The sequence below is a fragment of the Yersinia frederiksenii ATCC 33641 genome (genome assembly GCF_000754805.1).
GTDB classification, from domain to species: Bacteria; Pseudomonadota; Gammaproteobacteria; order Enterobacterales; family Enterobacteriaceae; genus Yersinia; species Yersinia frederiksenii.
The window spans coordinates 627024-646233 of the sequence record NZ_KN150731.1 but is presented as its reverse complement, the minus strand read 5'-3'; the positions used below and the strand labels follow the sequence as shown (position 1 = coordinate 646233).

Genomic DNA, 19210 nt, shown 5'->3' with positions numbered 1-19210 from the left:
AAATTTAGCGTGATATTTTTCTACAAATGCACTGATATATATGTCATGAATCAGATGCAGGGAAAGTCACGTTAGTATTTACAGATTTTCTCTTCTGAAAGTTGGTATCATCTTCTTCGGCAGAACCTAGTTTTAACGTGAAACCGAAGGTATTTATTCCATTCTTGCTGTCGGCAAATATCTTTCCCCCATGCATTAAGGCAACTGCTTTTACAATAGCAAGTCCCAAACCATGATGAGTATTACTCAGATTACGTGCTGCATCGATACGATAGAATCTTTCAAAAAGTCTTCCGAGGTGTTCTTCATCGATAGGATCCCCCGCATTAGATACGGCCACATATACATAGTTGTCTTTTTTCGATAACACTACACTTACTGTGCTATCAGGAAATGCATAGCGAGCTCCATTTTCCAAAAGATTAGCCAAAGCTCTATGGAAAAGCCTCTTGTCTATTGATACCAGGACATTGCCTTCAACTTTTAAAGATATATTCTTTTCCATAAAGGTTGGTTCAACATATTCCCCAGTCTTTAAAATTTCTTTCTGAAGGGAGACCGCATTTAGATCCGTCGCTCTACGTCCAGATTCTGCATGGGAAAGAAAAAGCATGTCGTTGACGATAGATGTCATTCGGTCAAACTCTTCTAAATTCGATTGAAGAAGTTCCTCTAATTCCTCAGCATCCCGTTGTTTCGAAAGCCAAAGCTGGGTTTGTCCAATCAGATTGGTTAGCGGTGTTCTGAGCTCATGTGCAACGTTTGCATTGAAACTCTCGAGTTGCTTCCATGCTGTTTCTTGACGCTCAAGGACACCGTTAAAGGCAACTGCCAGAGAATATAATTCGCTAGGAAGGGTTTCGGTATCAAGGCGGTGCTTCAGTTGCCCAGGGGGAAGAGCATTTGCCTGTTCACTTAGTTTTCTTGCTGGGCGCAAGCCAAAACGTGATATATAGTTACTTAATATAATCACCATGAGCAAGCCTATTATGCAGATCATAGTCATTGACCGCGTGAACTCTCTCAGTGTGGAATAATAAGGCTTTGAATTTAATGCGACAATGAATTTTAACTCTGGGCGAGAACCTAATGGTTTTATTGTTTCGACGAGAAGATACCAAGGGTAATTAGAATCACTATTTGGGGCGGTAGAGAATCCATCATTCAGTTTATCAAAGGTAAGTCTAATCTCTTTAGGATCTCCAAGATTAAAATCGCCTCTTTTACTCAGTGTTATATATGTAACTTTACCCCCTTCATTTTCGGTTAATGCTGTCAGTTTTAGCTCTACATGCCGCCAGTTTTCAGTTGTTCCCTGTGCTGAGATATAAGGACCTAACAAAGTACTTCGGAAAGTCAGTTCGTTGTGCATGAGATTTTCAAGGGATGAAAAGAGAGAGGATTTCAGTGAAAATCCTAATGCTGTGACGATAACAATCATTAGCACCGCAAACATTAATGTAAGCCGGCCAGAGATGGGAGTCTTCATATGGCATTAACCTGTTTATCGTGATGAGTCGTGCGGGGTTCAAGTACATAGCCCATTCCTCTAACGGTATAGAGCAATTTTACAGCGTAAGGAGTGTCGATTTTATTGCGTAATCGTTTAATAGCAACTTCGACCACATTGGCATCGCTGTCAAAATTCATATCCCAAACTTCATCAGCAATCATCATCTTAGAGAGAATTTTTCCTTGGTGTCGGGCCAGAAGGCTTAATAATGAAAATTCTTTTGCCGTAAGATCAATTCTAATTCCTCCTCTTGAGACTTTACGAGCAATTAAGTCCAACTGGAGATCATCAATTAAAATATGGGTTGGGTCATTATTATCCTTGGACATCCTACGGTGTAAGGCCTGGATACGTGCCACTAATTCAATGAGTGAGAAGGGCTTTGGTAAATAATCATCAGCTCCTGAGCGTAGTCCTCTCACCCTTTCGTCAACTGTACTTCTTGCGGATAACATAAGCACAGGTGTTTGTTTTTCGGCTCGAAGATATTCTAATAATGAATATCCATCAAGACCTGGGAGCATCACATCCAGTATGATGGCATCGTAGTCATTTTCTATAGCAAGATAGAGGCCATCATTTCCATTATCCGCAACATCAATAGAATAGCTGAGTTCCAAAAAGGCTCGGCGGATATAGGAAGAGGTTTTTTCCTCATCTTCGACTATTAACAAACGCATAATTTCCGTTCTCAGAATGTCAGGGTTAAGGGGGTAATATCTTTAAGATGTCGGTAGGGTTACGCCAGGCTGATAAAAATGTCAGCTAGGCGTAGATATATATCTTTCTTAATCTACCGAAACTTCAAACATGCACGCGAGTATTTTCGATGGTATTTAAAGTTTCTCATGTGAAAAGTTTCGTGCATTTCTGCGAGATGAAATCAGAGCGAGGACCACAAAAACAAATGCAACGGATAGCATGAGAGCTCCTCCGGTAAGTGCAGAGCTCACACGATGTGCAAGCCTTTCAATAGAATCGGACGTCTTATTGGACACAGAACTGATAGACACGGTGGTGAGCAGCGCGAGCCCCATAGAGCCTCCTAATTGCTGAAAGGCATTCACAAGCCCGCCAAGAGCACCTGCATCTTCTTTTGAAGCACCGGCAACGGCGGCAACGGTAAGCGATGGTAATGTTACCCCTTGTGCTATGCCAATAATAACCATAGGTAAAGCCACACTGGTGAGGTAATTACTGTGTGCTGATGCTTGTGCCAACCACACCATCCCTAATGTCGACATCAGTATGGAGGCAACGAGCAATCTTTCATTGCCAAAGCGTAGTGTAAGTCTTGATAACGTAAGTGCAGATAAAAATGTAAACACTGTCATCGGCAGAAAAGCAATGCCAGTCATTGTTGTGCTTAACCCTGTGACACCCTGCAAATAAAGACTGGTGAAAAACCAGAAACCCATTATAGCGCCCAGATAAAGAAATCTGGCCGCTAATGCCGCTGATCGCCTGCTATTTTTAAAAAGTCGAAGAGGGATAATAGGTTGTTTGGCATGGTTTTCAGCAACAATGAGCAACGCAAGACAAAGTAGGCCGAATAACATTGAATAAAATGTGGTGGTGTCATGCCAGCCAGCTTCTGCAGAATGGACCGTACCGAAGACTATAGCACCCATACCGAGTGTCGAACTTATAGCCCCCGCCACATCGAACTCCCCCTTATGCTTCTCAGTTTCGTTCAGAAAACGCGCAGCACAAAATATCAGGATCATGCCTACCGGTAGATTAATAAAGAAGCCTGCTCGCCAGGTCCAATCTGCCAATATCCCACCTACCACTAGTCCGATACTCGCAGATACACCCGCTGTCGTGGCATACCAAGCCAAAGCTTTATTACGCTCGGGACCCTCAGGAAAGTTTATTTGCAGAAGTGCAAGAGTTGTCGGAGCAACAATGGCTGAACCTAGTCCCTGACAAGCTCTACCGGCGATTGCCCACAATGGGGAGGGTGCTAATCCTACCATCACAGAAGCCCCAGTGAAGATACTTAATCCAATAATAAGAATTCGTCGTCTCCCCATAATATCACCTAGGCGCCCTCCGAGTAGCAGGAATCCTCCAAAGGTGAGTAAATAGGCATCTTGCATCCAGGCCAATCGAGCTTCTGTAAACCCGAGTTCTTGTTGGATTTTATCCAACCCCGTGATAACAATTGATGCGTCTATAATAATCATGAAATAACTGACAAGTACTATTAATAACACAGCCGTTAGGTGTGAATTTTTGTCTTTCATCTATCTATTTCCTGTTTCAAGCATGTGTTGAAAACCTAGCGGCTTATTAAATGCAACGATTTATCATACAAATAAAGAATTCTTTTTCTATAAAGAGGGAAGATACCCCCACAATTCATTCCATGAACTTGCTAACAAACACCACTACTGTGGGAAAGTTACTCCTGAGAGGAGACGGCATTCGTTTAAAAAACGATCCTGCAGCACAGAGTTTTGCGCGTCAGGATTAGTTTTCTGAGGGCCCATATGGTAGAAGTTGTGTCCTGTGACCAAAGCTTTTGGATCATCGCTTACAGCGAGCCAAGCCTGTGTGGGGAATCCCTGACTTAGGTCATCAGAAGCTCCACTTCCCCCCATACGTGTTGGAACCCAACCGGGTTCAACTGTATTACTCAGCACGTTTTGCCAGCAACGAGCGACAGCGTATGCGAGCATTGAATCAAGCAACTTACTTTCGCTGTATGCAGTGGAACCATTCCAAACCCTGTTAACCCACAATAAGTCGTCTAAACTTTCCTCACCATTAACCCCTAGCTGCATACCAGATGTCATATAAATTAGTCTTTTAGGCGGAACTACCAGTGATGTTAAAACGTACGGAGCCAATGTATTGATGGCGAAAACACGCGGTAACCCGTCTTCTGTCAAAATTTTGACATTATCATCGTCTCCAACTCCTGCATTATGAATAATTGCGTCAAAGTGCCCGCTAGCATTGACCTGTTCAGCAAGAGCTTTAACTTGTTTCAGGCTGGTAAAATCACCATATAATGCAGCTTCAGCCCCCGGAGTTTCTTTCATCGCATCGGACGCACGACTGGGTGATCGCCCATGCAGTACGACACTGTGCCCTTGATGTATCAGAAGATTGGCGGCCATTTGTCCGAGCCCGCTGGAAGAACCTGTAATAAATATTCTTTTGCGACTCGGGCTCTGCGCGATGGGCGTGGCCGCAAAACTTCGGGAAGGTGAAATCGTCGCTGCAGCGGCGATGGATAGAGCTGCACCAAGCAGTTGCCTGCGAGAAATTGACGGACTTTTGGTCACTGATCTCGTGGATATATTTTTCTCTTTATGAATAGACATATTCGTAGCCTCCTTTAAAAGTCATTGGGTATTTCCAGTTTCCTGGCGTCGGCCTAACCAATAGGCCAGAGTCAACCAAACGGCAGAGACCGGCACAGCAACAATCGCTATGCCAGTTATACTCAGCCCAATCGCAAGGAGACCAGCATAAGACCAACTAGCTAACTGATCGCCACTGCGATAGACGACCGTGTCGATGAAGTTTTTTGTCTTATATCGGTCCTCGCGGGGAACCGATGTAAAAAGAACCTCTCTGGCTGGGCGTGCTAAAGCAAAATTGCTTACACGACGTGCGACCTGCAAGGCGACAAAAAGTCCGAGGGAAGGGGTGGTTGCCAGAGCTGCAAATCCGAAAATACTTAACGCGGGTAGAGTGCAAAGCGTGAGGGCAACCCCAAACCACTTCATCAGGCGGCCAGTGAGAAAGAGCTGGAAGATAAGTGTAAAAACGTTAACCCAAAAATCGATATTGGCAAAGAACGCCGTTCTGGTGGCGCGGTCGGTAAAATGTTCCTCTGCCATTGCAGCCTGATGAAAATATAGAACAGTTGAAGTCACGGAATAAAGCAGGATGAAGACGGCAATACCCAACAGATAGGGGGACTTAAACGTCCTAGTCATACCAGCAAATATTCCACCGCCCACGGGGCGATGCGAATCACCATGAAGAGGATGTTCAAAAACATCACTGACTTTTGACAACCGTCCCGAAGCGTAGACAGCAACTTCCAACAAAACAATGGAGCCGAGTAATAACCAATTCTGACCAAGTGTTTCAACAAAACCAGAGGCCAGAGCAGAACCTGCAATCCCCCCCAAAGTTGCACCGGCGGCAAGAAAACCGAACAAGCGTTTGCCCTGTTCCTCATCAAAAACATCCACGACAAAAGACCAAAAAACTGACACAACAAAGAGATTGAAAACTGAAACCCAAATGAAAAATGCTCGGCCAATCCAGACATGCTGCTCCGGCGTAGCGACTGTTAGCAACACCATAAAAATGAGCAGATTCAGCATGAAGAATCGGTAGGCTATCGCAATAAAGCGTTCACGTGGCCAGCGTCGTACTGCGTAGGAAAACAATGGGTTCACCACCAACATCGCAATCAGTGTGCCAGTGAAAAGCCAAGGAAGATTTCTCACTCCGCCGGCTACGCCAAGCTCGTCGCGAATTGGCCGTAAAACGTAATACGCTAAAAACAGTGCAAAAATATATAGCCATGACCACGCAAGAGCACGACCTTCTGTCGGTCGTATATGAACAAATTTACTCAGGAGTGATAAAAAGGTATTACTCTTGTAAGTCTCATTCTGTATTTCATTAGGCATTACACACCGCCTCCGATTTAGGCATAGCGATTCGCATCAGTGTGATGTTTCTGCTATAACCGGCTAAAATTTAGCAATAAATGTACATCTGAGTTTTGTTAACCTCATTGATGAATTTGGATATTTCTAGATTCAGACGTGGTGGAGTGAATTCAAATTCCCCGCATATTTAAATAGGAAATGCTTTGTCAAGCTCGCGAAGATCGTCAATGGTTAATTTAAGTGAAAGAGCTTTAGCATTTTCCTTAACATGTTCTGAGGAACCGGCAGAAGGGATGGAAATCGTCTCCCCATTGCGCATTGTCCAGGCGATTGCGACAGCCGCTGGTGTACATTTTAATCTGGTCGCAACGCTTATGAGTGTGTCGTTTTTTAGCAAAGATCCTTTGCCTAAAGGGGAATAAGCCATAATGGGTAATCCATGTTTTTCACACCATGGAATCAGGTCTTGTTCGATATTTCGATCCATCAAGCTGTATCGGACTTGATTGGTCACACATTGTTCACCTCCAGGTATTGCAAACAATTCCTCTAAGTCTGAAATTTCAAAATTTGATACCCCCCAGCGTCTGATCTGCCCGCTTTGACGTAGTTCTTCAAAAGTGTTCACTACTTCTTTCAAATCTGTACTGCTATCTCGCCAGTGTAATAAGAATAAATCGAGATACTGGGTCCCCATTCGGGACAGACTCGCATTACAGGCTTTTCGGATACCTTGGGCAGTGGCGTGATAAGGTAAGACCTTAGAGACAAGATAGACATTCTTTCTCTCACCTGCGATAACCCGTCCGATCATAGCTTCCGCACTGCCATCACCGTACATTTCTGCAGTATCCAAAAGAGTCATTCCCAAGGCGATGCCTGTTTTCAGCGCTGACTCCTCTTGTTCTGCCGGCCTTCTTCCTTCTGCGAGTCGAAAAGTACCTTGACCCAGAGCAGGGGCATGACTGCCATCAGGAAACTTTACATATTGAATTGAAGAAGGTTCCGCGATGGCTTTCGTACCGAATAGGGCCAAAGCCGCCGTGGTTGCAGCGGTTGCCTTACCAAACTGTCGTCTTGTCAATCGGATCACTTTTATCACTCCATAAAGATGATGCAAAGTCATAGCTTTTAAAGGGTATTATCGGAACGCTCTGAGCAAGCTTTTGAAATCCATAAAAACGAATGTGCTCTAAAAAGGGCGATTGATATATTAACAATACCGTATTTCGTTTAGCTGTTTAGATAACTAAAACTGAATAGACATATGAAAAATATTCATCATTGGGCGGAGTTCAACTTCTTTATAAACAAAAACATTTATTTGATGGCACCGAGAGTATCCATCCATTGGGAAACCTGCATTAGCGTATGTCTTTCTTGGTCAGCATGTAACGTGAACCCTTTAAGAAATGTTGAGTGCGGCGCATGCTCTGAAATTACTGAAAGACTGTTACCCGGTCCATTTCCGCCATGCGTGATGAAAGGGATAAGTATCTTTCCTGTTAAGTCATGATGTGAGAGAAAAGAGCGAATAATTGCCGGCGCTGTTCCTCCCCAAACAGGAAGACCAATAAAAAGAGTATGGTAATTACCCATTTGGGAAATCTCAGCGGCAAGTGGAGGTTCATAGCCGCTGTCTGTTTCTTTCTGAGTTAAACTGACAAGCAGATCTAAATTTTCGGGGTAGGGAGTCGCAGGCTTAATTTCGAAAATATCAGCCTGATATGCTTGCCTGATTTGACTTGCAACCACGCGCGTGTTTCCACTTCTGGAAAAATAAGCAACCAAGACCCCTGCATCCGAAATCGGTAATGTGGCTTTGACAGTTAGCGGGGATAAGGACATCACAGCAAGTGCTGTAAAGGAAGCTGAGCCAGCTAATATTTCTCGTCTTGAAAATCTTTTCGTCTCATTCATGAGTCAGTCTCACTTTTATCACTTAAAACGAAATAAAAAGTCTCTAAAATTTTATTTAGGATTGAAATGGTTTCGTAGTTCGTCTGCTGTACCAATGACTTGCCAACCAGGACCACCCGGCTGGAAATCTCTTGCTTTAGCCAGACCACCGACCGTTACGGGTTCAAGCCCAATGTCGTTTATAAGGGTTGAAATTATTCTCAGCGCGGCGCTATCATCACCCGCAATAGGTATTGCCAGACGTGCTCCAGAACGACCAGCTTCTTGAGCAATCGTCAATGTACTCATAGAGTTAAATGCACGGACTAGCCTTGCTTCTGGGAATATTGACGCGGACGTTACACCAACACCTTCTTTTATAGCTCGATTGGCCAACTCCCCATCTCGCCATGTGTATGGGTTAGTGGCATCAATAACAATTTTACCGTTAAGTGCGTTGTGCAGCGCTGCTCCAAGTTGTGGGAGTGCCTTATAAGGTACAGCTAACAAAATTATACTGCCGTAATTTGATGCATCTAGTGGAGTGCCTGTACTCGCTAAGGGACCAAGCCCTTTCGCTAGATCTTTTAGTTCTTCAGGATGCCGAGAAGAAAACATTACGGGATAACCTGCTTTAATAAACAGAGTCCCAAGTGTTGCCCCAACGGTTCCTGCGCCAATAATACCAATGTGTGGTTTTGTATTAGCGGTTGGTTGTGCAATGACATCTTGAATTGACAGCGCAATTAGTGAGGATATAAGCATAATGACTATCATGCGGTAAATGTTTTTACTGACTGAAGCAATCATTGGCTCAAACCTTTAATTTTAATCTCATAGAACGTCATCTATGAAAATATTTCTGGAAATAATAAGTTAGAACATGTCGGAATTCTTTGAAAGAGGCGCAGAGTGCATAGTCTTATTAAATTTATTCATAAGTGGTCATAAGTACGGCGTGAGTTTAACGGCACTGTTGCCAATAGCTAGTGGTGATAAACTGAGCTCTCTTTTTTGCAGAGGGAGCAGCTATGAACCCTTTCCGTGGCCGGCATTTTCAGGGAGACATCATCCTTTGGGTTGTTCGCTGGTACTGCAAATACCGGATTAGCTACCGCGAACTCCAGGAAATGCTGGCTGAACGAGGCGTGAATGTTGACCACACCACGATTTATCGTGGGTCCAGCGCTATGCCCCTGAAATGGAAAAACGCCTGCGCTGGTATTGGCGTCATCCCACCGACCTGCGCCCTTGGCATCTGGATGAAACCTACGTCAAAATCAGTGGTAAATGGGCTTATCTGTACCGTGCAGTTAACAGCCACGGTCGGACTATCGATTTTTATCTTTCCCCTCGGCGTAATACCCAAGCAGCTTATCGATTCTTGAAGAAAATGCTGGGCAACTTACGGGATTGGGAGCTGCCGAGACGGATTATTACAGATAAGGCACCGACCTATGGCAGAGCGCTGGCGCAGCTGAAACGTGAGGGCAAATGTCAACCGAGGTCCCGAGTGACACAGTGCTTAATCCCCGCTGGAAAGATATTTCTGAGCTATATGCAAATGAATTTAACGGAATGACATTCTATGCGGTCTTACTGGAAGAACTCAATGCGATACCTAACTTAATGGTTACCGCTCTCAAAGCACAATTCACGCAGCGGGATTATGATTTTTTGATGTCTTTCAAAAGCGGTCAACCGGACTGGAATCTGGCTCCTGAAGACCAGATTCAGCATCTACCAGCGGTTAAGTGGAAGCTGCAAAATATTGGTCGCATACCAAAAGATAAACATATTCAGGCGTTAGCGAAGCTTGAGGTGGTTCTTGCCGAGTGGATAAAATAGTTTAGATTTTTATCTGTACATTCACCCTTGGTGTCATTGTACGGTTTTTTTGTAAACTGCACGTGCTCATCTGTCAAAGTACAGCGGGGTAGTAACAACAGATAAATCAACTGGTTATGTAAGTGTAGGTTAAAGCGTGAGCCTGTACATAAATTTGTGTAATTGCCTGATTTTGATATGTTCAATCCAACATCAAAAACAGGTCAATTTATGGACGAAAAACAGTTACAGGCCCTGGCTAACGAACTGGCCAAAAACCTCAAAACCCCTAAAGATCTCAACCAGTTCGACCGGCTGCTGAAAAAGATCAGCGTCGAGGCGGCACTCAATGCCGAAATAACCCATCACCTCGGCTATGATAAAAATCAGCTAAAACCGGGCACTAACGCCCGTAACGGCTATACCCAAAAGACCGTTATCACTGGCGATGGCCCGCTGGAGCTGCGTACGCCGCGCGATCGTGACGGTTCCTTTGAACCTCAGTTGGTGAAGAAGAACCAGACCCGGATCACCGGCATGGATAACCAGATTTTATCGTTGTACGCCAAAGGGATGACCACCCGCGAGATCGCCGCCGCGTTTAAAGAGCTGTATGATGCCGATGTCTCGTCGGCGCTGGTCTCAAAGGTCACTGATGCCGTCATGGAGCAGGTTGTCGAATGGCAAAACCGACCACTGGATGCTGTCTATCCCATTGTTTATCTTGACTGTATCGTCCTGAAGGTTCGGCAAGATAGTCGCGTCATCAACAAATCCGTGTTCCTGGCGCTGGGTATCAATATCGAAGGCCAGAAAGAGTTGCTGGGTATGTGGCTCGCCGAAAATGAAGGCGCCAAGTTCTGGTTGAATGTGCTCACAGAGCTGAAAAATCGCGGTCTGAACGACATTCTCATCACCTGCGTTGACGGCCTGAAAGGCTTCCCGGACGCCATCAACGCGGTGTATCCGCAGGCACGTATCCAGTTATGCATCGTGCACATGGTGCGAAACAGCTTGCGGTTCGTCTCCTGGAAGGACTACAAGGCCGTCACCCGTGACCTGAAAGCCATCTATCAGGCTGCGACGGAAGAGGCCGGTTCGCAGGCGTTGGAAGCGTTCTCCAGCGCCTGGGATAGCTGTTATCCGCAGATAAGCCGCAGTTGGCAGACAAACTGGGCCAACCTGGCCACGTTCTTCGCCTATCCGACAGATATCCGCAAGGTGATCTACACGACCAACGCCATCGAGTCGCTAAACAGCGTGATCAGACACGCTATCAAAAAGCGCAAGGTGTTCCCGACGGATGACTCAGTGAAAAAGGTAGTGTGGTTGGCGATCCAGGCAGCCTCGCAAAAATGGACCATGCCGTTGAGGGACTGGCGTATGGCAATGAGCCGCTTTATTATCGAGTTCGGTGACCGCCTGGACGGTCACTTCTGAGAAAAGGCATTTACACAGAATCGTGTACAGGGTCTAAAGCGTAGGTTTTTCTAATTTTATCTAAATAATCGTTATTTCTCAGTGTTGACACACCAATGCATCATCCTTTACTTATGCAATTTAAATCCCAACGACATCGTGTATCCAGACATCAAGACTATCAGCCCACTCCTGCATCATAGCCTTCCGTTCCTCAAGATAAGTCGCATGATTATACGTGCGGCGAACATTATTCGTATCAGCATGCGCTAGCTGGGCTTCGATAGCATCAGGCCTGTAACCCATTTCATTTAACCGTGTGCTACCAGTTGTTCTGGTCGCATGCGGGCTGAAAGTACCGCTCCAGCCAAGGCTTTTGAGAAGCTGGCGTAGAGAGTGAGTTGTCATTGGGCCACGTGGGTTATCCCGGCCTGGAAATAGATGCTGTCGATGCCCGGTAAATCCTTGTAGCGTTCTGAGCATTTTGACGGCTTGGGAGGGAAGGGGAATAACGTGTTCTCTGCGTGCTTTCATTCGCATTGCCGGAATGATCCACAACGCTTTATCAAGATCGAATTCTGCCCATTCCGCTTCGGTGGTTTCTGATGGACGCGCCAATGTCCACCACATCAGCCACATGCAATAGTTAACCTGATATGAGCCACGACTATTGTCAAAACAGCTTAATAACTTCCCGATTTGCAGAGGATTCAGTGCCTGTTTGTGCTGTGTCTTATTGGCCGGAAGGGCCTTGCGAACAGACCATACAGGATCGCTATCAGCTCTAAGCGTCGCGACTGCCAACTCAAAAACTGATGAAACGGTGCGACGGGCTTCAGCGGCAACTGTCGGTGCTCCTCGTTTTGCAGTTTCCTGAAGAATTTTAAGGATATGGTGTGGGGTAATCTCTCTGACAGGGAGCTTACCGATTGCGGGGAAAACCACACGTTCAAGCATATCCAGTCGCCGCGTTTTGGTGATTTCGGCCCAGTCTTTCATCTGCAACCACTCTTTGGCGATAAGCTCAAAGGTATTGGATGCATCGTTGACTTTGCGGATTTTATCTAACTGACGCGCTTGCGCTGGATTTATTCCTTCTGCGACTTGCTTACGTGCTTGCTCGCACTTTTCTCGTGCTTCGACCAGCTTCACTGTCGGATACTCACCCAGCGCAAACATGCTGGATTTATCGTTAAGCTTGAAACGATAACGCCACGCTTTCTTGCCATTGGGTTTGACTTCGAGGTACAGGCCATTGAAGTCATTGAGCCGATAAAGCTTTTCTTTGGGCTTAGCAGTGCGGCATTGCGTATCTGTGAGCATAACAATTCCTTGTATATTTCTTATACCGTTATTGTACTCACCAAAGTTAAAGATGGAAACTGATTGTACTCATCTATGTACTCATATTTGACTGCGCTGTAATGAGACTTTATGAGATGTCATGAAATGAAAAATCCACGCAAGTGCGTGGATTTTGTGGGGTTTATTGCTCTTTATGAGGCCTGATGAGAACTTATGAGACAACGAATTTTATTTAGACGTTAAACAGGAAGTTCATCACGTCGCCATCTTTTACGATGTATTCTTTGCCTTCTGAACGCATTTTCCCCGCTTCTTTCGCGCCTTGCTCACCTTTGTAGGTAATAAAGTCTTCAAACGCGATAGTTTGTGCACGGATAAAGCCTTTCTCAAAGTCGGTATGAATTTTACCGGCGGCTTGAGGCGCAGTTGCACCCACAGGGATAGTCCAGGCGCGAACTTCTTTAACACCCGCGGTAAAATAGGTTTGCAGGTTCAGCAATTCATAACCCGCGCGGATAACTCGGTTCAGACCTGGCTCTTCAATACCTAACTCAGCCATAAACTCAGCGCGGTCTTCATCTTCTAACTCGGCAATATCTGATTCAACGGCGGCACATACGGCAACGACGACAGAACCTTCAGCCGCAGCGATAGCACGCACTTGGTCCAGATAGGGGTTATTTTCGAAGCCATCTTCATTGACGTTGGCAATGTACATGGTCGGTTTCAGCGTCAGGAAGCTCAAATAACGGATAGCGGCTTTATCTTCGGCTGTTAGGTCAAGCGCACGCAGCATGCCGGCATTCTCTAAATGTGGCAGACATTTTTCCAAAGCTTCCAGTTCGGCTTTAGCGTCTTTATCGCCACCTTTGGCTTTCTTCTGCACGCGATGCATCGCACGTTCACAGGTTTCCAAATCAGAAAGCGCCAATTCAGTATTGATAGTGTCAATGTCATCTACAGGATCAACTTTGCCCGCGACGTGGATGATATTGTCGTTTTCAAAACAACGAACCACATGGCCAATAGCTTCGGTTTCACGGATATTAGTCAGGAATTGGTTACCCAAACCTTCACCTTTAGATGCCCCTTTAACCAAGCCTGCGATATCAACAAACTCCATCGTAGTTGGCAAAATACGTTGAGGTTTAACTATCTCGGCTAATTGGTCCAGACGCGGGTCCGGCATTGGCACCACACCCGTATTGGGTTCAATGGTGCAGAACGGGAAGTTAGCTGCTTCGATGCCCGCTTGTGTCAACGCGTTGAACAGGGTGGATTTACCAACGTTAGGCAGGCCCACAATACCGCATTTGAATCCCATGTTTTATATCACCTTAAATAACTTAAAAATCAGCTCGTTAGGTTTAACAGGCCGATGTAATCAAAATTTATGCCGCCATTATACACATAATGACGATTTATCTCGATCATGCTCTTACGTTGCAGAAATCACTTTTGCGATTAAAGCCGGTAGGTAATTGATTTTTCTAACTCTGGGCTAGAGATCACACTTCTGCCATCTGAAGTTTTCTGGTTAATGTCCGATAACAAGTCATTAGAATTTGTATATGAATTTGGATAATTTCCATGGAAATGAGCATCTATAAATGGCTGTTAGTTATTCTGTTTGGGGGAGCGCTAGGTATTGCAGGAATGCGCTTTCTGACGGCCGATATTGAGCCAGCAGGCCCCACTTTTTCGCTGCTTGTTGACCAGTATGGTGTAGAAATAGAAAACAAATCTGGCAAAAGTGTGAGATATGTTGGCTACAAAAAAAAACCACTCTATGAGGATTTTGATAGCGTTCAACTGACATTTACCGCCATAAATGACAAATTCGAGCGTGGTCATGAGTTGGTGGAAAATAAGAAAAAGGCGGCGGATTGGGCATCCCTTTTTTGCACTGACGAGCTACAAGAGATTGCTGGAGAATATGATGCTAAGAGCAATAATTTTCTTGGGCGAGTGCAGGTGATTGTTGGTGGGGTAGTACTAACGGCAGAAGGGCAACAGGGGATCAATGCATTGTGCAATCGAAATGAATAAAGCCAATATTAGGTTCCCCGATGCATGTTAGCTAACCGGGGAACCGAGCAAATGGTTATGCACTAGCCTTGAAGGAGTGCAGGCGATTCATTGCCTTGGTGATATCTTCTTTCAATAGTACTTCAGTACAGCGAATGGATTCATCGATGGCATCGTCAATTAACGTTTGTTCGCTCGCCGGTGGTTTACCGAGAACAAAACCGGTGACTTTGCTTTTATCGCCAGGATGACCGATACCGATACGCAGGCGATAAAAGTTCGGGTTATTACCGAGTCTGCTCTGAATATCTTTCAGGCCGTTATGACCACCATTACCGCCGCCCAGCTTCAATTTTGCCACACCCGGAGGGATATCCAGTTCATCGTGAGCGACTAAGATTTCTTCTGGTAAAATGCGGTAAAACCCAGCCATTGCCGCAACAGCTTTGCCGCTTAAATTCATAAAGGTAGAGGGCACCAGCAAGCGAACATCTTGGCCTGCCAGATTTAACCGCGCGGTATAACCGAAGAATTTGCTCTCTTCTTTCAGTGATTGATTATGGCGTTCTGCCAATAAATCCACATACCAAGCTCCCGCATTATGACGGGTTTGGGCATATTCAGCGCCCGGATTTGCCAGCCCAACGATTAATTTAATACTGCTCACGTCGTCATTCGCTATTACTAAAGGAATTAAAGTGGGACAGTTTACCTGTCATGGCGCGTAATAACAAAACCAAGGTTTATATACTCGCTACTTGAGATTGCCACCAGTCCAGCGTGACAAATTACTTTCGGTACAGATAACAAGTAAAGTGATTTGCAATGTAAATAATTACCTAGCTGTATAATTCAAATTTAGTGCCAAATGGCTGGATAACGTAAAGATTTGTTAGAATATATTTGCCAGTTGTGATCGCAAACGCAATACCTTTGCCTCCACCCTGACTATACTTGGTTATTAAGTGGACATGAATAATCGTAGTCAGCAAACAGTTTGGATACGCCGCTGGGCGATTATTTATTGGCAACCTAAGTGGAGGTGGCATATGAAACGTAAAAACGCAGCAATACTCGGTAATGTGCTGATGGGGCTGGGTTTGGTGACCATGGTCGGTGGGGTAGGTTACTCCATACTCACTGAGGTAACTCAACTGGGTTTACCACAATTCTTTGCCCACGGTGCAGTGATGAGTATTTTTGTGGGTGCACTGTTATGGCTCGTCGGTGCGCGTATTGGCGGGCGTGAAGAAGTGGCTGACCGCTATTGGTGGGTTAAACACTTTGATAAACGTTGCAATCGTAACCAGCGTCACTCTTAACCATTAGCGTGCTTAGCTATTATTGACAGCGTTACGGTGGTAAAGGCAGTAAATACAGAACCTATCGTCACGGCTTTTTAATGAGCTGATGTTAGGGAGGGGTAAATGGCGGCTCAAAAATCTGTTAGTCTAGAATCAATTGATCACGAACCTATCGATCAAGAGTAGAAAGCCCGTTGTTGCATCTGCTTCAACGGGTTTTTCTTTATCTGCTTTAGTTATCTCATCGCACAATATCAAAAAGTCACAAACAACCTAATGCAATGCCCTGAACGTGGCTCATCGCGCCAAGTGCTGCGGCCAGCCAGCACCGCAGATTCATCACTTAATACTGATTAATGCTCAAACATTGCAGAGATTGACTCTTCATTGCTGATACGGCGGATAGCTTCAGCCAACATACCGGACAGTGTCAGAGTACGAACGTTTTTCAATGCTTTGATTTCAGCTGATAGCGGAATGGTGTCACAAACAATCACTTCGTCGATGACGGAATGTTTGATGTTTTCAACCGCATTGCCAGAGAAGATCGGGTGAGTTGCGTAAGCAAATACACGCTTGGCACCACGTTCTTTCAAGGCTTCAGCTGCTTTACACAACGTGCCACCGGTATCGATCATATCGTCAACCAATACGCAGTCACGGCCAGCCACGTCACCGATGATGTGCATCACCTGAGACACGTTAGCGCGCGGACGACGTTTATCGATAATCGCCATATCAGTATCATTCAGCAGTTTTGCTATAGCTCTGGCACGAACAACGCCGCCGATGTCTGGAGAGACAACGATAGGGTTTTCCAGATTTTGCTGCAACATATCTTCCAGCAAAATTGGGCTACCAAATACGTTATCAACCGGAACATCAAAGAAGCCTTGAATCTGTTCAGCATGAAGGTCCACTGTCAATACGCGGTCAACCCCAACACTTGAGAGAAAATCGGCAACAACTTTGGCAGTGATCGGTACACGAGCGGAGCGCACACGGCGATCCTGACGGGCGTAACCGAAGTAAGGAATAACAGCAGTAATTCGTCCTGCGGAGGCGCGACGCAGGGCATCAACCATGACAACCAGTTCCATCAGGTTATCGTTCGTGGGTGCGCAGGTGGACTGGATGATGAAAATATCACCACCGCGTACATTTTCGTTGATTTGCACGCTCACTTCGCCGTCGCTAAAACGACCTACAGCGGCGTCACCAAGACTGGTGTACAAACGGTTGGCAATACGTTGTGCTAGTTCCGGGGTGGCGTTACCAGCAAAAAGCTTCATATCAGGCACGAGAAGAACCTCAGGCATGCGTCCAGAGAAGATATTGTCAAATCAGTAATCAGGGGCGATTAATACATACTGACTGCAATATACATACGGGTATTTAAAGCCAAAACACATCAAACCTAAAACAGCATTATGAACCGGCTTTCAATCAAGTGAGACAAGTATTTCAGAACTCAAGGTCTGTGGGGCCATTACTTCGACCTTACATAACGCTGTAAATCGTTATCTGTACTCACTACTTTCAATTTTCCCAAAGCGTACACGATGCAATGGCGAAACGTTCACGCCACGGGCGACAAAACCGTGCAACCACTCAGGGGCAATACTTAACACCTCTCGGGCCGAAGACTCAGTGTCGAATTCTGCGAACACACAAGCGCCGGTTCCGGTAAGGCGTGACGGGGCATATTCTAACAGCCATGAAAGAGCCTGTTCAACCTCGCGAAAACGTTTTCTTGCGATCGGTTCGCAATCATTTGCGTACGGAGTGCTTAAAAGCGCCGCCAGTGGGCGAATTGGCGTATTTCTTTTTAATTCAGGATCGGCAAAAATAATCGGTGTTGGGATGCTAACACCGGGGTGTGCGACCAAATACCACTTCTCTGCCGGCTCTGCTGGTTGTAATTTTTCACCAATTCCTTCGGCAAAGGCGGCATGTCCGCGCACAAATACTGGCACATCGGCACCCAAGGTGAGGCCTAGAGTGGCTAATTCTTCATCAGAAAGACCACATTGCCACAAGATATTGAGCGCTACCAGTACAGTGGCTGCATTGGAAGAACCGCCCCCCAGGCCACCGCCCATTGGCAAGCGCTTCTTAATACTAATATCCGCGCCACGGGGGACATTTGCTGCATTGGAATGTTTGTGATGATGTTGTAGCAAACGAGCCGCTCTAACTATCAGATTTTGCTCGTTTTCCACACCCTCTATCGGCGTTAACAAATGAATTTGGTCATCATCTCGCGGCACGATAGTGAGTTCATCACTATAATCGAGAAACTGGAACAAGGTCTGTAACTGATGGTAGCCATCAGCACGTCGCCCGGTGATATACAGAAATAAATTCAACTTTGCGGGCGACGGCCAGACATACGGATTGGTGATAGTCATGCTATTTGGCCGTCCAGTTATCCATTTTTAGCTTGATGCGCTGCCCACCTTGGCTTAATTCCATACGGCTAGGCAATGGTGGAGTTACCTGAGTATTGTATTCCTGATAATCCACTACCCACGTCAGACCATCTTGCTGGTATGTCAACTGTTTCAAACGGTATTTATCGTCAAGGATGAAGTCAGTGGTCTCTCCCGGTAAGCCCAGAATCCACTGGCGTAAGCTCTCCAGCGGAATGGACATGCCGGTCAATTTCTGAATCATCTCTTGCGGATCATCGTTGACATAGCGTTTACCCTGATTATCCGTTAACTGAGTCACTCCCGGCTGCACGACTAATTCAAGTTCGGTGCTACCCAACGGGTTAGTGAGCAGCAGGCGATAGCGTTCAGGGGTCGTTTGTTGCCAGAAGAAACGGGCATAAACTTTTTGTTTATCAGAAATATAAGCAAAAGCACCACGGGTTTGGAATTGGCTCAGTTGCTGTAATTGTTGCTCATGCTGACGCCATTGTGGCGATGTAGGGCTAGTGGCAGGGCCGCTTGGCGGCGTGGTGCTACAAGCAGCCAACAGCAAGGTAGCTAATGGCAGCAGACGATAAAAACTGATTTTGCGCTGAGGCATATGGGTATAAATCCTATCGGTCGCAGGGTTTTCACTGGCGGCACGTTTTCAATGAAGCAACTTAATAATAAAGCAAATCGTTTTGATGTGTTGTATTTGATGCATCTTAAATCGGCATTATTGCTGCTCACGCTAACGACCTGAGGGCTGAGCGTCAATATCTTGTTCGAGTTTGTACATCATATAATCAATTTATGAACATATTTTGGGATAATACTTAGTATGATGCACTG

The 19210-nt window shown here is 45.6% G+C and carries 17 protein-coding genes and 2 pseudogenes; 5 read left to right on the top strand and 14 right to left on the bottom strand.

All coding sequences use genetic code 11. From position 1 onward, the window contains the following. Positions 1 to 43 precede the first annotated feature (43 nt). The 8 genes from DJ58_RS18485 to DJ58_RS18520 all read right to left on the bottom strand — a co-directional run bounded on the left by DJ58_RS18485 (position 44) and on the right by DJ58_RS18520 (position 8868). The gene (locus DJ58_RS18485; protein WP_032910888.1) at positions 44 to 1489 is read right to left on the bottom strand and encodes a heavy metal sensor histidine kinase; all 1446 of its coding nucleotides are present in this window, start codon (positions 1487 to 1489) and stop codon (positions 44 to 46) included. Next, complete coding sequence (locus DJ58_RS18490; RefSeq protein ID WP_004708618.1) at positions 1486 to 2193, bottom strand: heavy metal response regulator transcription factor; 708 nt, start codon at positions 2191 to 2193, stop codon at positions 1486 to 1488. Before DJ58_RS18490 ends, DJ58_RS18485 begins: the two co-directional genes overlap by 4 nt. A gap of 156 nt (positions 2194 to 2349) precedes the next feature. Then, positions 2350 to 3762 carry an MFS transporter gene (locus tag DJ58_RS18495; RefSeq protein WP_004708617.1) on the bottom strand — a complete coding sequence of 471 codons (1413 nt, stop codon included), beginning with the start codon at positions 3760 to 3762 and terminating at the stop codon, positions 2350 to 2352. 144 nt (positions 3763 to 3906) lie between these two features. After that, positions 3907 to 4848: an SDR family NAD(P)-dependent oxidoreductase gene (locus tag DJ58_RS18500; protein WP_004708614.1), complete on the bottom strand. Its 942-nt coding sequence runs from the start codon at positions 4846 to 4848 to the stop codon at positions 3907 to 3909. 21 nt (positions 4849 to 4869) lie between these two features. Further along, positions 4870 to 6177 carry an NTP/NDP exchange transporter gene (locus DJ58_RS18505; protein ID WP_004708612.1) on the bottom strand — a complete coding sequence of 436 codons (1308 nt, stop codon included), beginning with the start codon at positions 6175 to 6177 and terminating at the stop codon, positions 4870 to 4872. A gap of 169 nt (positions 6178 to 6346) precedes the next feature. Next, a complete protein-coding gene (locus DJ58_RS18510; protein ID WP_226977659.1) occupies positions 6347 to 7252 on the bottom strand; it encodes an aldo/keto reductase in 906 nt (301 codons plus the stop codon). Between the two features lie 227 nt (positions 7253 to 7479). Then, positions 7480 to 8079: a flavodoxin gene (locus DJ58_RS18515; protein ID WP_032910887.1), complete on the bottom strand. Its 600-nt coding sequence runs from the start codon at positions 8077 to 8079 to the stop codon at positions 7480 to 7482. Positions 8080 to 8130: 51 nt separating this feature from the next. Then, the gene (locus DJ58_RS18520; protein WP_004708606.1) at positions 8131 to 8868 is read right to left on the bottom strand and encodes an NADPH-dependent F420 reductase; all 738 of its coding nucleotides are present in this window, start codon (positions 8866 to 8868) and stop codon (positions 8131 to 8133) included. Positions 8869 to 9089: 221 nt separating this feature from the next. Here DJ58_RS18520 and DJ58_RS22410 point away from each other — a divergent pair. The 3 genes and pseudogenes from DJ58_RS22410 to DJ58_RS18530 all read left to right on the top strand — a co-directional run. Beyond that, positions 9090 to 9556: pseudogene (locus tag DJ58_RS22410) on the top strand (IS6 family transposase); the annotation flags it as partial. Continuing rightward, positions 9553 to 9906: pseudogene (locus DJ58_RS18525) on the top strand (nucleotidyl transferase AbiEii/AbiGii toxin family protein); the annotation flags it as partial. The pseudogenes DJ58_RS22410 and DJ58_RS18525, both read left to right, overlap by 4 nt. A 210-nt stretch (positions 9907 to 10116) precedes the next feature. Next, positions 10117 to 11325, top strand: a complete 1209-nt coding sequence (locus tag DJ58_RS18530) for an IS256 family transposase (protein WP_032910914.1) — start codon at positions 10117 to 10119, stop codon at positions 11323 to 11325. A 120-nt stretch (positions 11326 to 11445) separates the two neighbouring features. On the opposite strand, the gene DJ58_RS18535 is transcribed toward DJ58_RS18530, so the two are convergent. Continuing rightward, complete coding sequence (locus DJ58_RS18535) at positions 11446 to 12627, bottom strand: tyrosine-type recombinase/integrase (protein ID WP_004708599.1); 1182 nt, start codon at positions 12625 to 12627, stop codon at positions 11446 to 11448. A gap of 214 nt (positions 12628 to 12841) precedes the next feature. Next, positions 12842 to 13933, bottom strand: a complete 1092-nt coding sequence (gene ychF / locus DJ58_RS18540) for a redox-regulated ATPase YchF (protein ID WP_004708598.1) — start codon at positions 13931 to 13933, stop codon at positions 12842 to 12844. A 266-nt stretch (positions 13934 to 14199) separates the two neighbouring features. Here ychF and DJ58_RS18545 point away from each other — a divergent pair, with 266 nt between their 5' ends. After that, the gene (locus DJ58_RS18545) at positions 14200 to 14658 is read left to right on the top strand and encodes a hypothetical protein (RefSeq protein WP_004708595.1); all 459 of its coding nucleotides are present in this window, start codon (positions 14200 to 14202) and stop codon (positions 14656 to 14658) included. A gap of 55 nt (positions 14659 to 14713) precedes the next feature. Here the strand turns inward: DJ58_RS18545 and pth are convergent, their stop codons facing one another. Continuing rightward, complete coding sequence (gene pth, locus DJ58_RS18550) at positions 14714 to 15304, bottom strand: aminoacyl-tRNA hydrolase (RefSeq protein WP_004708594.1); 591 nt, start codon at positions 15302 to 15304, stop codon at positions 14714 to 14716. Positions 15305 to 15686: 382 nt separating this feature from the next. Between pth and ychH the strand changes: the two genes are divergently transcribed. Then, positions 15687 to 15959: a stress-induced protein YchH gene (ychH, locus tag DJ58_RS18555; RefSeq protein ID WP_004708591.1), complete on the top strand. Its 273-nt coding sequence runs from the start codon at positions 15687 to 15689 to the stop codon at positions 15957 to 15959. A gap of 335 nt (positions 15960 to 16294) precedes the next feature. On the opposite strand, the gene prs is transcribed toward ychH, so the two are convergent. The 3 genes from prs to lolB all read right to left on the bottom strand — a co-directional run bounded on the left by prs (position 16295) and on the right by lolB (position 18977). After that, a complete protein-coding gene (gene prs, locus DJ58_RS18560; protein ID WP_004390739.1) occupies positions 16295 to 17242 on the bottom strand; it encodes a ribose-phosphate diphosphokinase in 948 nt (315 codons plus the stop codon). A 219-nt stretch (positions 17243 to 17461) separates the two neighbouring features. Next, a complete protein-coding gene (gene ispE / locus DJ58_RS18565) occupies positions 17462 to 18352 on the bottom strand; it encodes a 4-(cytidine 5'-diphospho)-2-C-methyl-D-erythritol kinase (protein ID WP_032910885.1) in 891 nt (296 codons plus the stop codon). A gap of 1 nt (position 18353) precedes the next feature. Further along, positions 18354 to 18977 (bottom strand): lipoprotein insertase outer membrane protein LolB, encoded by a 624-nt coding sequence (gene lolB, locus DJ58_RS18570; protein WP_004708586.1) that lies wholly within the window; start codon positions 18975 to 18977, stop codon positions 18354 to 18356. Between the last annotated feature and the right edge of the window lie 233 nt (positions 18978 to 19210).

Bases quoted from the DNA above. Each gene is read 5' to 3' on its own strand.
- ychF (WP_004708598.1), bottom strand. From the start codon at position 13,933: ATGGGATTCAAATGCGGTATTGTGGGCCTGCCTAACGTTGGTAAATCC.
- DJ58_RS18505 (WP_004708612.1), bottom strand. From the start codon at position 6,177: ATGCCTAATGAAATACAGAATGAGACTTACAAGAGTAATACCTTTTTA.
- ispE (WP_032910885.1), bottom strand. From the start codon at position 18,352: ATGACTATCACCAATCCGTATGTCTGGCCGTCGCCCGCAAAGTTGAAT.
- lolB (WP_004708586.1), bottom strand. From the start codon at position 18,977: ATGCCTCAGCGCAAAATCAGTTTTTATCGTCTGCTGCCATTAGCTACC.
- DJ58_RS18545 (WP_004708595.1), top strand. From the start codon at position 14,200: ATGGAAATGAGCATCTATAAATGGCTGTTAGTTATTCTGTTTGGGGGA.
- ychH (WP_004708591.1), top strand. From the start codon at position 15,687: ATGAAACGTAAAAACGCAGCAATACTCGGTAATGTGCTGATGGGGCTG.
- DJ58_RS18535 (WP_004708599.1), bottom strand. From the start codon at position 12,627: ATGCTCACAGATACGCAATGCCGCACTGCTAAGCCCAAAGAAAAGCTT.
- DJ58_RS18495 (WP_004708617.1), bottom strand. From the start codon at position 3,762: ATGAAAGACAAAAATTCACACCTAACGGCTGTGTTATTAATAGTACTT.
- DJ58_RS18500 (WP_004708614.1), bottom strand. From the start codon at position 4,848: ATGTCTATTCATAAAGAGAAAAATATATCCACGAGATCAGTGACCAAA.
- DJ58_RS18490 (WP_004708618.1), bottom strand. From the start codon at position 2,193: ATGCGTTTGTTAATAGTCGAAGATGAGGAAAAAACCTCTTCCTATATC.
- DJ58_RS18485 (WP_032910888.1), bottom strand. From the start codon at position 1,489: ATGAAGACTCCCATCTCTGGCCGGCTTACATTAATGTTTGCGGTGCTA.
- DJ58_RS18515 (WP_032910887.1), bottom strand. From the start codon at position 8,079: ATGAATGAGACGAAAAGATTTTCAAGACGAGAAATATTAGCTGGCTCA.
- DJ58_RS18520 (WP_004708606.1), bottom strand. From the start codon at position 8,868: ATGATTGCTTCAGTCAGTAAAAACATTTACCGCATGATAGTCATTATG.
- DJ58_RS18530 (WP_032910914.1), top strand. From the start codon at position 10,117: ATGGACGAAAAACAGTTACAGGCCCTGGCTAACGAACTGGCCAAAAAC.